11 protein-coding genes are annotated in these 14,615 nt (G+C 35.0%); 2 read left to right on the forward strand and 9 right to left on the reverse strand.

The genetic code is table 11. From position 1 onward, the window contains the following. The first annotated feature begins 26 nt into the window (after positions 1 to 26). Positions 27 to 1,475, forward strand: a complete 1,449-nt coding sequence (locus L0669_RS10305; RefSeq protein WP_263763231.1) for a peptidoglycan endopeptidase — start codon at positions 27 to 29, stop codon at positions 1,473 to 1,475. A gap of 8 nt (positions 1,476 to 1,483) precedes the next feature. Here L0669_RS10305 and L0669_RS10310 read toward each other — a convergent pair whose 3' ends face one another. From L0669_RS10310 to L0669_RS10320, 3 genes are all read right to left on the reverse strand, one after another. Next, positions 1,484 to 1,867, reverse strand: a complete 384-nt coding sequence (locus L0669_RS10310; protein WP_263763233.1) for a response regulator — start codon at positions 1,865 to 1,867, stop codon at positions 1,484 to 1,486. A gap of 1 nt (position 1,868) precedes the next feature. Beyond that, a complete protein-coding gene (locus L0669_RS10315; RefSeq protein WP_263763235.1) occupies positions 1,869 to 3,281 on the reverse strand; it encodes a sensor histidine kinase in 1,413 nt (470 codons plus the stop codon). Positions 3,282 to 3,772: 491 nt separating this feature from the next. Continuing rightward, on the reverse strand, positions 3,773 to 4,510 hold the full coding sequence (locus tag L0669_RS10320) for a PH domain-containing protein (RefSeq protein WP_263763237.1): 738 nt from the start codon (positions 4,508 to 4,510) through the stop codon (positions 3,773 to 3,775). Positions 4,511 to 4,907: 397 nt separating this feature from the next. On the opposite strand from L0669_RS10320, the gene L0669_RS10325 reads away from it, so the two are divergent. Continuing rightward, the gene (locus tag L0669_RS10325) at positions 4,908 to 6,320 is read left to right on the forward strand and encodes an APC family permease (protein WP_263763239.1); all 1,413 of its coding nucleotides are present in this window, start codon (positions 4,908 to 4,910) and stop codon (positions 6,318 to 6,320) included. A 305-nt stretch (positions 6,321 to 6,625) separates the two neighbouring features. Here the strand turns inward: L0669_RS10325 and L0669_RS10330 are convergent, their stop codons facing one another. The 6 genes from L0669_RS10330 to dinB all read right to left on the reverse strand — a co-directional run bounded on the left by L0669_RS10330 (position 6,626) and on the right by dinB (position 14,550). Beyond that, positions 6,626 to 7,087 carry a DUF1810 domain-containing protein gene (locus L0669_RS10330; protein WP_263763241.1) on the reverse strand — a complete coding sequence of 154 codons (462 nt, stop codon included), beginning with the start codon at positions 7,085 to 7,087 and terminating at the stop codon, positions 6,626 to 6,628. Between the two features lie 155 nt (positions 7,088 to 7,242). Beyond that, positions 7,243 to 7,869, reverse strand: a complete 627-nt coding sequence (locus L0669_RS10335) for an alpha-ketoglutarate-dependent dioxygenase AlkB family protein (RefSeq protein WP_173969277.1) — start codon at positions 7,867 to 7,869, stop codon at positions 7,243 to 7,245. A gap of 7 nt (positions 7,870 to 7,876) precedes the next feature. Next, a complete protein-coding gene (xth, locus tag L0669_RS10340) occupies positions 7,877 to 8,653 on the reverse strand; it encodes an exodeoxyribonuclease III (RefSeq protein ID WP_263763243.1) in 777 nt (258 codons plus the stop codon). 71 nt (positions 8,654 to 8,724) lie between these two features. Next, on the reverse strand, positions 8,725 to 10,104 hold the full coding sequence (locus L0669_RS10345; protein ID WP_263763245.1) for an exonuclease domain-containing protein: 1,380 nt from the start codon (positions 10,102 to 10,104) through the stop codon (positions 8,725 to 8,727). 201 nt (positions 10,105 to 10,305) lie between these two features. Continuing rightward, a complete protein-coding gene (locus tag L0669_RS10350; protein WP_263763247.1) occupies positions 10,306 to 13,368 on the reverse strand; it encodes a DNA polymerase III subunit alpha in 3,063 nt (1,020 codons plus the stop codon). After that, positions 13,369 to 14,550 carry a DNA polymerase IV gene (gene dinB / locus L0669_RS10355; RefSeq protein WP_263763250.1) on the reverse strand — a complete coding sequence of 394 codons (1,182 nt, stop codon included), beginning with the start codon at positions 14,548 to 14,550 and terminating at the stop codon, positions 13,369 to 13,371. It lies immediately after the preceding gene. Positions 14,551 to 14,615: the final 65 nt, after the last annotated feature.

Genomic DNA, 14,615 nt, shown 5'->3' on the forward strand with positions numbered 1-14,615 from the left:
AAAGTATTCATTAAACTTTAATAGGTATGGTTTTTAGATTAATTATAGTATTGTTTTTTTTCAGTGTCGGTGTTTTTTCTCAGGAAAAGTTTATCAAGCACAAAATATCAAAAGGAGAAAACCTATCTGTAATTGCTAAAAAATATGGTGTCAAAACGAAAGACATTGAAGACGCCAACCCTAATGCTCCTAAAGTTTTAAAATTAAATTCGGTGCTCTTAATACCGAATACGAACAAAAAGAATACTGTAAAGAAAACTGAAATCGCTGCCAATACAACTCCTGCAGCAACATCAAATTCAGGCCAGCACGAAGTACAGGAAAAAGAAAATCTTTGGGCAATCTCCAAAAAATACAATATCTCTGTTGATGATCTAAAAAAAGCAAATCCAACACTCGAAAGTGAAGATTTAAAAATAGGACAGAAACTTAATATTCCGTCTAATGCGATTGCATCGACAGATAATACCAAGAAAAATCAGAAAACAGAAAAACCCGAAATAATTTCTTCGACAGATGTAGAAGTGGTGGTTGAGGTCAAGCCAAAAGAAACAAAATATCTTATTGCCAAAAAATACGGAATAACGGTAGCAGAATTAGAGAGGCAGAACCCATTTATAAAAGGAAAGTTACCAGTAGGTTATCTTCTAAAAATTAGAACTTCAAAAGAAAAAGCCGATCAGCAAATCAAAGATGCTGCCATTGCATCTCAAACTCAGGTTACAGAAAATGCTGTCGCAACTTCAGAAAAGACAACTCAAAATACAGAAGCTGCAAAACCAGAAATTATTCCTGCAACGTCAGATGTTGAAGTAGTAGTTGAGGTACAGCCAAAAGAAACAAAATTTGCGATTGCTAAAAAATACGGAATAACGGTTAAGGAGCTAGAAAAGCAAAACCCGTTTATCAAAGGTAAATTGCCTGTGGGTTACGTATTAAAAATTCATACTACAAAAGAAAAGGCTGATGCAGCCGCAGGTATACAAACCACTCCGGAAATCAATACTAACTTGTCAACGCCAACTCAGGTAGCTGATAATTCAGAAGTTAAAAGAGATACTGCTACGGTATTTAGAGTAAGCAATCATTCTGATTTAGTAAATCAATTAATTGTAAATGCAACCGAAAATATAGGAACGCGTTACAGATCAGGAGGAACCACAAAAGCTGGTTTTGATTGTTCAGGATTAATGATTTGCACATTCAACAATTTTGACATAAAATTACCAAGAAGTTCTATAGAGCAATCTCGTGTTGGCGTAAAAGTTGGGACAGAAGAAGCTCAAAAAGGAGATTTAATTTTCTTTAAAACAAACGGAAGACGCCATATCAACCACGTAGGAATGGTAGTTGAAGTTGCTGATGGAGAAATTAAATTTGTACATTCTTCAACTCATGGCGGTGTGATAATTTCTTCTACAAAAGAACCTTATTATCAAAGATCCTTCTCGCAGGTAAACCGCATTTTACAATAAATAAAATTTCAGCTAAATTTTCTTTTAAATTCCTCAATCGGAAAAGGTTTGTTTAAAAATCCTGAGACATAATCATTTTTATTAATGTGCTCAAGCTCTTCAGGATCTAAGGTTGATGAAAGAACATAAATTTGAGTTTCTCTCTTGATCTCTTTATTTAGTTTATGAAAAGCATCCAGAAATTCAAAACCATTCATTATTGGCATTTGTATGTCTAATAGAATAATTAGCGATTGATTCTTTTTTTGAGTGGTAAGCCACTCAATTCCCTCTTTGCCATTATTAGCAATTACAATTTGCTCAATCTGCATTCCCTTCGTTAATAATTGAGTAATCACAAGCTGATCAATTAAATTGTCCTCAATTACCAGAAATACAGGTTTAAGTTGCATACTAATTAGGTATTGTTACAACGAATTTGCTTCCAATAGTACTTTCAGAAAATACCGAAATGTTTCCCTGTATGTTTTCTACCGCTTCTTTTACAATATAAAGCCCTAATCCGGAACCTTTGTTTTTATTTGTGCCAAAGTACATTTCGAAAATATTATCCTTATATTCCTCTTTAATTCCAATTCCGTTATCGCTTACCTCTATTTTATTATAACCTTCATCAAAATATGTTTTAACGCTAATGAACATTTCTTTTTTGTTGATGTCGGCATATTTTATGGCGTTCGAAAGTAAATTTGAAATAATAATTTTTAAACGTAATCCGTCACTCTGAATTTGATCTACTAGCAATTCCTGAGTAAAAGTGATTCTGTTCGCGTTTTCGATATGCATCAATTGCGAGATAGCTTCATTAAATAATTCCTGTAAACTTACAGGTTCCATAACAACTTGTTTTCGCTTGTTTTTAGAATAATCTATAATATCGATTATAAACTGATCTTGTTTCGTCAGGCTTTTGTGCATAAGACCTAAATAAGTTCTTATCTGGTCAATATCATCTTCTAATTGCGTAATTTCTATTAAACCCTTTAATGATGTTATAGGAGACCTCAAATCATGCGAAGCACTATAAACAAATCGGTCTAATTCGCGATTTACTATAATCAGATTTTCATTTTTAACCTCAATTTCTTTTTTAGAAACAAGCAATCGTTTTACCATTATAGAATAATAGGAGCACACGCTTAATACAATAATTAGAATAAAAACAATATTAGTAATAATCAGTAAGTTTTTGATTTTGCGTGTTCCTTCACCTAAAGTATTTGAAAAGTTACGTTCGTTAATGGTAAGTTTATCGCTGATTACGCTAATTCGGTCTAAAAATTTTTTCTGACTCTCCGGAGTTAACAAATTATATTTTATATGTGCATTTATTTCCTGACCTACGATAAATAATTTAAAGATAAGTTCGTCGCCCTGACCCCATTCGTCAATAGCTTTTGCTAAAAAAGATACTTGCTGAAAATTGACAAAAAGCCAAACAAGATCGTCTAAATCATCCTTATGGTTTCGGCCAATTAAAAATCCTTCCCTGGCGACTTTGTTATCGCCCACTTTTAAAAGTGTTTTTCGGGCAATACCATCGGCCTGCGGAACTTCTAATTCTTCTAAATATAATTTCCACTGATTCTGATCTTTAGTATAAAGATAAGTGATGAGGTGTCTGGAAGCGTCTTTTTGTCCTTTTGAGTAATGCGATTCTCCGTTCGCATACGCGCGATTAGCAGATAATATTTTTATCGTAAAAAAATTGATACAGATAAGTAAGGCGCAGGAAACAAATACAATTACAAGAAGAACAAAAACATTAGGGAAACGTATGTTCTTAAAAAAAGGACTCTTAGACATAAATTTTCGGATTAGTAGGTTGGTGTTTTTTAGTGCCTTATAAAAAGTCTCTTTCTGTTTTATTTTGTACTATTAATAATCGTTTGGGGACGATTATTGTTCTTTTTTTAAAAGTGAACAAGTGTTAATAAAATGTTTGCATTTCGGAATCAATTTTCAGTTTTATAAATTTAATAAAAAAATAATATAGTTTTACAAATCAGTAATTTTTTCTTGTTAAATTTATATTTTAAATTATTTTTTAATGTAAATTACTGATTTTGTGCTGTTTGTTGTTTGTTTGTGAATTTTGATAAATGGATGAAATAACGACCGTTTAGCAATGAAGAAACAAAAGAAGTAAATAAAATCTCAGAATATATTGTTGTTTTGTTTAATGATTTTTTATGCGATTTTAAAAAAAGTTCTTCTTAGGGGATATAAAAAAAGCTACAACTTTTGGTGTAGCTTTTGGGGATTTTAAAAGATAGATGGGGAACATTTTTTTAACTCTATAATTTCTCTAATAGTTTTTTCTTTTGTTCATTGAATTCATCTTCTGATAGTATTGCATTTTCTCTTAGTTTTGCTAGCTTTTCTAATTGATCTAGAATATTAGGTTCTGAAATAATATTTTTACCGACTTCTTTATCTTGAGAAAGTTTATCTCTAACAAATTCAGCAAAACTTCTAGCAATTGATTTTTCGACATTTTCAATTTTAGCAATATTTCCAGAGGTATAAATTTTAATTCCTCCCAAAAGTAGCCCCGTTTCATATTGTATTGATGTTATTTTATCCAGTGGAAAATCTTCCACTTTTAATCCATATAAGATACCTTTATCTATAAATATTAATCTTCTATTTGTAGAAATTAAAATACCTTGACCATTGTTATAAGTACCTTGTGCAATATTGTCAATAACTTCAGTTCTCGCTAATATTTCGGGTAGTTCATTTATTTCTCGCTTGCCAAGATAGATTGAACCATTTGTTAATTTTAATATTTGTTCTTTAATTTCATCAAGACGTGAGTTACCATACTCATTCTTACTTATTTTCTCATTTAGTAAGTTTTGGATATCATTTAAAGAGTAATTTTTAAGTTTAAATGCTACTTTAGGATTTACATTGTTTATTTTTTTAAAACAGCTTGTACAAACAATGCTACTGTCATTTAATTTTCCAGAGCCAAATGTTGGGGTATTCATGAATTTAAGTTCTGTTGAACAAAGTATACAATTTGCCATATTTAATTTTTTTAATTTATAATGTATCAAATGTAATCAGCTCAATAAGTTATATTTTATGGAAATCCGTAAACGTATTTTTTATTCAAAAAAGATCTTATGAAAACAAAACTCGCGTGAGGGATAGAGGCGGTATCCTTTTGTGAAGAGAAACGGAACAAAAGATATAGCCGAATCCCGATAGCTATCGGGAGCCCCGGAGGGACACGCCAAAATTATTTTAGATTTTAGATTTTAAATTGTTGGATTTTTAGAATTTTTAGATTTAAAATTTGGCAATTTTGGGGTTAGATGATGGTTCAGAATGAGTGTTTTTATAAGAATCTAAAATCGATGATCTAAAATCCAGAATTTCAGAAAAAAGTATATCTTTAACCAACCCAAAAAACCAAAAACAATGCAAGAAAACGACCAGGAACATTTTAAAAGAGAACTCGGATTATTAGACGGAACCATGCTTGTGGTAGGGTCTATGATAGGATCTGGTATATTTATCGTAAGTGCCGATATTGCCAGACAAGTGGGTTCGGCGGGATGGCTAACACTGATTTGGCTGATCTCAGGATTGATTACAATTATTGCCGCTGTGAGTTATGGCGAGCTGAGTGCGATGTTCCCAAAAGCGGGTGGACAGTACGTTTACCTGAAAGAAGCGTATAACAAATTAATTGCCTTTTTGTACGGCTGGAGCTTTTTTGCGGTAATTCAGACCGGAACTATCGCTGCCGTTGGGGTGGCTTTTTCGAAGTTTGCGGCTTATCTTTATGAGCCTTTGAGCGACGAAAATATTATATATGAGCTGGGGGCTTTTAAGCTGAATGCGGCTCAGATTGTTTCGATATTTACGATTGTTTTGCTGACTTTTATTAATAGCCGTGGTGTTAAAAACGGAAAAATTTTACAAACGGTTTTAACGATTATCAAGATTTTGTCGTTGTTGGGTTTGATCGTTTTCGGACTTACATTGGCTGCAAAAGCTTCGGTTTGGGATGCAAACTGGGCGGATGCCTGGACAACACGTTCGTTTAATAAAGATACCGGATCATGGCTGCCTATTAGCGGAACGGCTTTGATTAGCGGAATTTCGGCTGCAATGGTTGGCTCTTTATTTTCTAGTGATGCCTGGAATGGTGTGACGTTTATTGCAGGAGAGATTAAAAACCCGAAGCGTAACGTAGGTTTCAGTTTGTTTTTAGGAACTTTTATTGTTACAATTATTTATGTTTTGACGAATTTGATGTATTTGGCGGTTATTCCGTTAGACGAAATTGCAACAGCAAAATCGGATAGGGTGGCAGTTGTAGCTTCGCAATATATCTTTGGTAATATAGGAACGTTGATTATTGCGATCATGATTATGATTTCGACTTTTGCTTGTAATAACGGATTAATCATGGCGGGTGCGAGAGTATATTATACGATGGCAACGGATGGTTTATTCTTTAAAAAAGCGGCTGTTTTAAATAAGTCGAGTGTTCCGGCCTGGGCTTTATGGGCGCAATGTATATGGGCTTCGGCTTTGTGTCTGACAGGGAAGTATGGAGATTTATTAGATTTTGTAATTATCATTGTATTGATTTTCTATATTTTAACGATCTACGGAATTTTTATTTTACGTAAAAAAATGCCGGATGTAGAGAGACCTTATAAAGCTTTTGGATATCCGTTTTTACCATTATTGTACATCGTGATTGCGAGTGCGATTTGTATTTCGTTATTAATTACAAAGTTCTCGACTTGTGGTTGGGGAGTTTTGATTATGCTAACAGGAATTCCGGTGTATTACTTAACAAAACCGAAAGAAGTTTAAAAAAAGAGGGACTAAGGTGCTGAGATACTAAGGTTCTAAGTTTAAAAACGGCGTGAATTTGCCCGTGGGTTGTACGGATGAAACGGATTAACGCAGGTTTTCTTTTTTTTACTTTGATTTTATTTCAAAATATAAATGCCTTGTTTTAGCAAGGCATTTTTTTATGGTTTATTTTGAGTAATAAAAAATCGGTGCAAACCCGTTTCATCCGTAAAATCTGTGGGCCAAAAAAAAACACTACCATTTGCAAAAAGCAAAAAATGTAGTGTCTTTAAATGTAATAATCTAATGAATGTTAGTGGCAATTATGCCATTTCAGTTTCAAGAGAAGATTTTATAGATGAATTAATAATAGACAAGGTAAGAGGATCCGATTCTCCTGAGAAAAAAGCATCTAATACTTCCTGAAATACTGGATTTGTTTTTTCTACAAGAGAAAACAACGTCATAGAAGAGCGTAATTTACGCGCATCTAGATCGCCTAAAATTCCGTCGGCTGATTTGCGTCTGAAAGTTAAAAACAGCTCAGAAATTTCGATAAGATGTTTTCCCAGAATTGGATGTTCAAGGAATTCGGTTGCTTCTTTTAGATCGTTAATGGCATAATAATTTGCAGTATCGCTCTTGCCTAATCCTTTAATCTGAGGAAAAATGAACCACATCCAGTGTGTTTCTTTTTTGCCTTTTTTGATTTCAGAAAGAGCAGTAAGATAAAGTTTGTTTTGCGCATCTAAAAAACGCAATAAATCATTGTTCGAATAAGCCATTGTGGTAATGTATATATAAAAAAAGGTTGCAAAAGTAGTAAAAAAGATAGGTTCTGCCTAATAAAAGGTTCATGTACTGAGTATTTTAACTTTTAGAGGAGGAATTTTCCTCGTCGTTTTGTAATGAAAAAAAACTCATTTTGAGAGATTTATAATCATTCACTTCGTTTAGTTCTTCTAAAGGTTAAATTAATTCTGGGTAATACATTTTTGGCGGTTTTAGGAACTTGATGTTGCCAAAAACTATTGGTTGTTCCTGCCATTAATAAAAAAGATCCGTGGTGTAAAGGAATCTCTACTTGCGGAATTTCCTTGCGAAATTTATGTCGAAGCCTGAACATTCTTGTTTCTCCAAAAGTTACCGAAGCAATAACAGGGTTGGGGCCAGAATTGTGTTCTTTGTCGCTGTGCCACGATACGCCATCATTGCCGTCTCGATATAAATTGAGCAGCAAACTATTAAATTCAAGCTGAGTTTCTCTTTCGACTCTGCCTCTAATCGTCAGCAATTCATAAGTCCAGTTAGGACCGTTTTGATCTGCGCCAACATTGTCTTTATCTTCATACCAGGAAATCATACGGGGAGCCGTAACAATTTTGTCATACATTTCCATTTCATATTCTCTCCATTTGGTTTGATGAAGTATTCTTTCATAAAAACGATCAGATTCTTCTTTGGTGAAGAAATTATCGATCAAAATAAGCTCTGCATCAGGCAGGTCAAATACCTTTTTTCCTGCTAAACCAGTGGCAAATAATTCAGTATCGCTAAATAGTGTCATTGTTCGATTATTTTGTGTCAATTTCAATCCATACCGGAGCATGGTCGCTTGTTTTTTCCCATCCCCGCACATGGCGGTCAACTCCTCCGGAAAGTAGTTTTTTGGCTATTTGGGGGCTCAGTAAAAAATGATCAATTCGTAGGCCTGCGTTTCGCTCGTAAGCATTTCTAAAATAATCCCAAAAGGTGTAAATTTTCTCATCAGGATATAAAGTACGAATCGCATCTGTCCAGCCTTGTGCTACAATATCCTTAAAAGCTTTTCGTACTTCGGGTCTGAAAAGGGCATCGTTGACCCATTTTTCAGGTTTATAAACATCCAGTTCTGTTGGCATTACATTATAATCTCCAACCAATACTACCGGAACTTTTAAACTTAATAATGTTGCTGCACGATCAGTAAAACGTTCAAACCATTTTAGTTTATATTCTAATTTTGGTCCCGGTGCAGGATTTCCGTTTGGGAGATAAAGACATCCAATCACGATTCCGTTAATTAAAGCTTCGAGATAACGACTTTGAACATCTTCATCATCGCCCGGAAGAACGCGCGTTACTTCTTCGATATCCATATTACGGGCGAGAATCGCAACACCATTCCACTGCTTTTGTCCGTGCCAAATGGCATTATATCCCGCATCATTAATTTCTTTAATTGGAAATTTATCCTGAGGCGCTTTTAATTCCTGCAGACAAACGATATCCGGAGTAGCTTCTTCAAGCCATTTCAGTAATACGTTCAAGCGTCCGTTGACTCCGTTTACGTTATAAGTTGCTATTTTCATAGTAGATTTAATTTGTTGTACCATTAAATTTACAGCTTTTTGCGCCTTTATATTTACACAAAATCATGTTTTTATTTTAGAAACTGTTTGTTAAAGAATACTTTACGTGGGTTTTTTTCTGCGTAAGCAAAAATTAACTGCACGATGTATTGATTGCTTTTATACGGCGTAGCATAATTTTTTATTTCTAAGGGATCTTTAATTGAAACATCTAGCGGAATATATCCCATACCATAAAAATGACCATTTTCTATCCAGATACAGCTTCGTTCGTGTGCTGTTCTTCCTTTTTCTATAATGGCAAAAGTGGGTCTGTTGTTTAATAAAAAATCAATTGCATTGTCGACTTGCTCATTGTGAAGGGAAACATCCGGCAAATCTGTTATATCTTTATTTTGAAACATTTCTCCTTCCTGAGGTTTTGAATATTTGCAAAATCTATAATCAATTTCAAATCGTTCTGCCAGACCCCGCAGTATGTTTGTTGCCTCATGTAAACTACTAAAATGCTCAATGCATGACTGAAATTTATTGAGTTTGCCAATTGCCAGATATTTGTATCCGTTGCGGGCTTCATATTCGTACAAGCCAAATTTGGGCTCAAATCGTTTTAAAGCCCTGTTATAAGTGGGCCAAAGATGTTTGATTTCTGTACATTCTAATAGCAACGCCATTAATTCGTTGCCGCAAACTTCAAAAGAAATCGAATAAATATCCCGTAAGAAATGCTGTCTTTGCGGATTAATTTTATGTCCGCTAAAATGAGAAGCAACGCGTTTTTTTATATTAACCGCTTTCCCAACATAGATTACTTTTTTTACCTCATTATAAAAATAATAAACACCAGGTTTTTCAGGTAAATTATTAAAATCTTCCGGCGGAAGGTTAGGCGGTAAGCGCTGATCTTGTGACGTGTTTTTGATCATTTTTTCGATATGGCCTTCATCGTCCCATTCGAGTAATTTCGAAAATAAAATAGCAGTAGCATCTGCGTCTCCGCCAGCACGATGCCTGTTTTCTAAAGATATATCTAATGAATTGCAAAGATTTCCTAAACTATATGATCCTAAACCCGGTCTGATTTTTCGTGCCGCGCGAACGGTGCATAACTTTCTTGCTGTCCATTTAAAACCCGCTTGTTCCAGTTGATGGCGAACGAACGAATAATCAAAATTGACATTATGAGCGACAAAAATCCGATCGGTAAGCATTTCTAATACTTTCTCTGAAACATCATCAAAAATTGGCGCATTAGCTACCATTTCGTTATTAATTCCCGTTAAGGCAAAAATCGAAATTGGAATTTCCTTTTCCGGATTAACGAGCGTTTCATATCGTTCAATCACGTTTTCTCCGTCATGAATGATGATCGCAATTTCGGTAATGCGGCTGCCACTGGCGTTTCCACCGGTGGTTTCGATATCTACTATGGCGTATTCTTGCTTTTTCATCTTATTTATATAACGTAATTTCTTCTTCGATCGTTTAAATGTTTAACACATAGAAACATAGCTTTTGTTTACTTTAAAAAAAGGCGTTTCACTTATTTAAAATGCGCATAGTTAGCTATGTGAAAGAAATGTATTTCTTTTTGTTTTCTTTTTGCACATAAAATCTATGTTTCTATGTGTTTAAAAATTATATTCAATTGTTTATGTCTTTTGAAATCTCATTCGGTGTCGGGGCAAATTAATTTCATGTCCTTGCGGATATGGTTCTCTGTGCGTAGGGCTAACATCTTCCTTAATTAATTGTTGGGTTTTATATTGATCTTTGGCATCCATATAGCGCGGATCTGGAATAAAAGGCATCTTAGCCATTTTGATAATGGTTATAGTGGGAAAATGATAATCGACTTCTACATTTCCTAAAAGCAAATAACAACCTCCGCCCTGAAAAGGATATTCCGCCAGACTATCCGGAAAATGAGCCGTATCAAAATAAGAACCTTCATGATCAATCCAGGTGCCGAAATACATATTTCCTTTTTTCGTAGGAACTTGTTTGCGGGCAATCAGGTAAGCCAGCATACGAACCTGTTTTTTATGATACAAAACGAGATCTTTCGCCATAATATCTCCACGATATTTGGTTTGCAATAAGTCAAAAACGGTACACGATACAGGAAAACTTAAAAGTTCGATTTCATCAAAAGCATCTTCGTATAATGAACGTTCCAGAGTTGGCAGTTTGTATTCTTTTACAGGTTCCTGCATCAGCATCAAACTTCTGTTTTCGGGTTTGAAATTGTTTAAAAGCAAACTGGCAACAACTAAAAGCTGATTTTTGGTTTTTCCTGTAAAGCGAAATGCATCTATAAAAATCAGGATTTTCATGCTTTCAATTCCAATAGGTATACGATTGATGAAATCTTCTAAAGAAAGAAAATCACCATTTTTCTCCCGATCCGATTCGATTAAATGCGCCGTTTTAGATTCCAGACTTTGCAAATGCATAAAACCGAGATAAATATCAGTTCCGTAAACGGTAGTTTGATATTCACTTTTATTCACGCACGGATTTAGGATTGTTCCTCCAGACATACGCGCTTCGTGAACATACACTTCGGTTCTGTAAAATCCGCCCTGATTGTTAATTACCGCTGTCATAAATTCTACAGGATAATTAATCTTAAGATATAAACTTTGGTAACTCTCTACAGCATAAGAAGCTGAGTGCGCTTTGCAAAACGAAAACCCGGCAAAAGATTCAATCTGGCGGTAAATTTCCTGACTAAGCTCTTCGGGATGTCCTTTTTCGGCACAACAAGCAAAGAAATTATCTTTTACTTTTTGTAAAGCTTCCATAGAACGTCCTTTTCCGGACATGGCACGACGCAGGATATCTCCATCAGGTGCCGGAAGTCCGCCGTAATGTTGGGCAATTTTTATCACATCTTCCTGATACACCATGATCCCGTAGGTTTCGCCAAGATGTTCTTTAAAAACCTCATGAAAATATTGAAACTGATCCGGATTATTATGACGAAAAATATACTCTTTCATCATTCCGGATTGTGCCACGCCGGGACGAATAATAGACGAAGCTGCTACAAGGATTTTATAATTATCACAATTCAGTCGGCGTAATAATCCGCGCATCGCTGGACTTTCGATATAAAAACAGCCAATAGTTCGGCCTTGAGCCAAATGAATATTGCATACCGCTTCATCTTTAGAAATTGAAGTATTACGAATGTCAACCTTTATTCCGCGGTTTTTCTCAATGAGTTTTACGCTGTCATCAATATGGCCAATACCACGCTGGCTCAGAATATCGAATTTTTCGAAACCAATTTCTTCGGCAATATGCATATCAAAAAGCACGATAGGAAAACCTTTTGGAGGCATTTCCAATGGCGTATAATTGGTAATGGGTTCTTCAGAAATGATAATACCACAAGCGTGCATACTACGCTGATTAGGGTATTTATTCATCATGAGACTATATTCCTGAACCAGTTTTACGATGGAATTGGTTTCGTGTAATGCCATCGGATTTTTGGCCAGCATGTCTAGTTCTTCTTTAGGAAGACCAAAAACTTTTCCGACTTCCCTGAAAATAGAGCGGTGTTTGAATTCTACATTGGTTCCGCAAAAAGCAACATGATCTTTTCCATATTTTTTAAAGATATATTCTAAAATTGTGTTGCGTTCTTTCCAGCTCCAGTCGATATCAAAATCGGGAGGGCTTTTTCGATTTAAATTTAAAAAACGTTCAAAATATAAGTCCAGTTCTATCGGGCAGATATCGGTAATTCCTAAACAATAAGCAATGATACTATTCGCGCCACTGCCTCTCCCAATATGCATAAAACCGCGTCTGTTGCTTTCCTGAACAATATCCCAGGTAATTAAAAAATAACCGCTAAACTCTAATTCATCAATTACTTTAAGTTCTTTTTCTACGCGTTTTTTTGCTATTTCATGATTTTCTCCATAACGCCATATTAAACCTTCAAGAGCTAATTCAGTTAATTTTGCAATATCTGTCTGACGATTTTCAGTGTAGAATTTCTTGTTTTTTGGAGTTTTAAATTCATATTCAAAATTGCAGGAATCGATTATTTGCTGAGTGTTGGTTATAATTTCAGGATAACTTTCGTAATAAGGTAAAAGCGATTCTAAAGACAGCATTTTCTCCGAAGTTCGGCAATAATCAGCTTCGGTTAATTTCGATAAGATAATATTTGTGTCAATCGCACGGAGGATTTTATGCAGATTAAATTCTCTTTTATTGCTAAAAGTCACCGATTGAAGCACAACCATTTTGGATATTTTATTTTTATGTTCCGAAGTAAGAAGCCTTAAAACTTCATCCGGACGAATGCCGATAAATTCATTTTCACGCAATGCCGCCGGAGCATTTTCTAAAGTATAAATCACAAAAACCGACTCGAATTCGGGAGCAAGTAATGGCAAAGGTTCTCCGCTGAAATTATGTTCCGTTAAAAAACGATTCATTTCGCCCAATCCTTCGGCATTTTTGGCTAAGCCAATATATCGAAATTGATGCTGAGAACGAAATTCCATTCCCACAAGAGGTTTGATGCCTTTGTCATCACAAGCTCTTATAAAATCATAAATTCCCGTTACAGTATTAATATCGGTAAGCGCCATAGCTTTTACACCACAAGAAACGGCTTGGCTAATCAACTCCTTAAGAGGAATTGTGCCGTAGCGAAGTGAATGAAAAGAATGACAGTTGAGATACATTTATTTGATACGTTTTAAAATTTCATCTTTATTATTTGGTTTAAAAGAAGCTCCGGCGCAGCGCATTACCGCATCAAAACCATAACGGCTTTTCATTTTGTCCATAGCAGCATAAAGCGAAAGCATTTCCTCAGTATCTTCAAAAAGGTCAATTTGATAGGTACCGCGAACCAATCCGCTAAAGCGAATACCAATCAAACGCAATCGCATACGACGCTGGTACACTTTATCAAAAAGTTCCATTACATTTTTGGTCAGAATATGATCTGCCGAAGTGTAGGCAATTTTGCATTGCTTGGTTTCGGTGTCAAAATTGGCGTAACGTATTTTAACGGTGATGGTCGAAGTTAGCCATTGCTCAGATCGTAATTGAAAAGCCAGCTTTTCGACCATACCAATCAATATCGATTTTAGCATGATAATGTCTATCGTATCCTGAGAAAAAGTATGTTCGGTAGAAATAGATTTTCTTTCTGTATAAGGTTCTACTGGCGTATGATCGATTCCGTTTGCTTTTTTCCAGATATCCAGACCGTTTTTGCCAATCATTTGTTGTAAAACTTCGGCAGGCATTTCAGATAAAGTCTGAATCGTACGAACACCAATTCTCGATAAAAGCTGAAAAGTTACATTACCCACCATTGGTATTTTCTGAATCGATAACGGATTCAAAAAAGCTTGTACATTTCCTTCCGGAATTTCTAAATTTCCTTTTGGTTTTCCTTCTCCGGTTGCAATTTTAGAAACCGTTTTATTAATAGATAATGAAAAACTAATAGGTAATCCGGTTTCTTTAATAACAGATTGAGCCAATTCGTCCGTCCATTTATAACTTCCGTGAAATTTATCCATTCCGGTAATATCAAGATAGAATTCATCGATGCTGGCTTTCTCCATTATCGGTGCTTTTTCCTGAATAACCTGCGTAACATTATGCGACAATTGCGAATATAATTCCATATCACCTTTAATAATTTTCGCCTGCGGACAAAGTTTCATTGCCATATGAATAGGCATTGCTGAGCGTACTCCAAAACGTCTGGCTTCATATGAACAAGAGGCCACAACACCACGATCTCCGCCTCCAATAATTAGCGGAATTCCGTCTAATTCTGAGTTTGTTAACCTTTCGCAGGATACAAAAAAAGTATCCAAATCCATGTGTACAATTGCCCTTGCCATCTCCTTGTTTTTGTATAAAACAAAATTAGTACAGATGATAACATTTTTTTGTATATTTGTTGTTC

It is taken from the genome of Flavobacterium bizetiae, from assembly GCF_024271895.1.
Taxonomy (GTDB): Bacteria; Bacteroidota; Bacteroidia; order Flavobacteriales; family Flavobacteriaceae; genus Flavobacterium; species Flavobacterium bizetiae.

Excerpts from the sequence above, each read along its gene's own strand:
- L0669_RS10305 (WP_263763231.1), top strand. The coding sequence starts at position 27 with ATGGTTTTTAGATTAATTATAGTATTGTTTTTTTTCAGTGTCGGTGTT.
- L0669_RS10310 (WP_263763233.1), bottom strand. The coding sequence starts at position 1,867 with ATGCAACTTAAACCTGTATTTCTGGTAATTGAGGACAATTTAATTGAT.
- L0669_RS10315 (WP_263763235.1), bottom strand. The coding sequence starts at position 3,281 with ATGTCTAAGAGTCCTTTTTTTAAGAACATACGTTTCCCTAATGTTTTT.
- L0669_RS10320 (WP_263763237.1), bottom strand. The coding sequence starts at position 4,510 with ATGGCAAATTGTATACTTTGTTCAACAGAACTTAAATTCATGAATACC.
- L0669_RS10325 (WP_263763239.1), top strand. The coding sequence starts at position 4,908 with ATGCAAGAAAACGACCAGGAACATTTTAAAAGAGAACTCGGATTATTA.
- L0669_RS10330 (WP_263763241.1), bottom strand. The coding sequence starts at position 7,087 with ATGGCTTATTCGAACAATGATTTATTGCGTTTTTTAGATGCGCAAAAC.
- L0669_RS10335 (WP_173969277.1), bottom strand. The coding sequence starts at position 7,869 with ATGACACTATTTAGCGATACTGAATTATTTGCCACTGGTTTAGCAGGA.
- xth (WP_263763243.1), bottom strand. The coding sequence starts at position 8,653 with ATGAAAATAGCAACTTATAACGTAAACGGAGTCAACGGACGCTTGAAC.
- L0669_RS10345 (WP_263763245.1), bottom strand. The coding sequence starts at position 10,104 with ATGAAAAAGCAAGAATACGCCATAGTAGATATCGAAACCACCGGTGGA.
- L0669_RS10350 (WP_263763247.1), bottom strand. The coding sequence starts at position 13,368 with ATGTATCTCAACTGTCATTCTTTTCATTCACTTCGCTACGGCACAATT.
- dinB (WP_263763250.1), bottom strand. The coding sequence starts at position 14,550 with ATGGCAAGGGCAATTGTACACATGGATTTGGATACTTTTTTTGTATCC.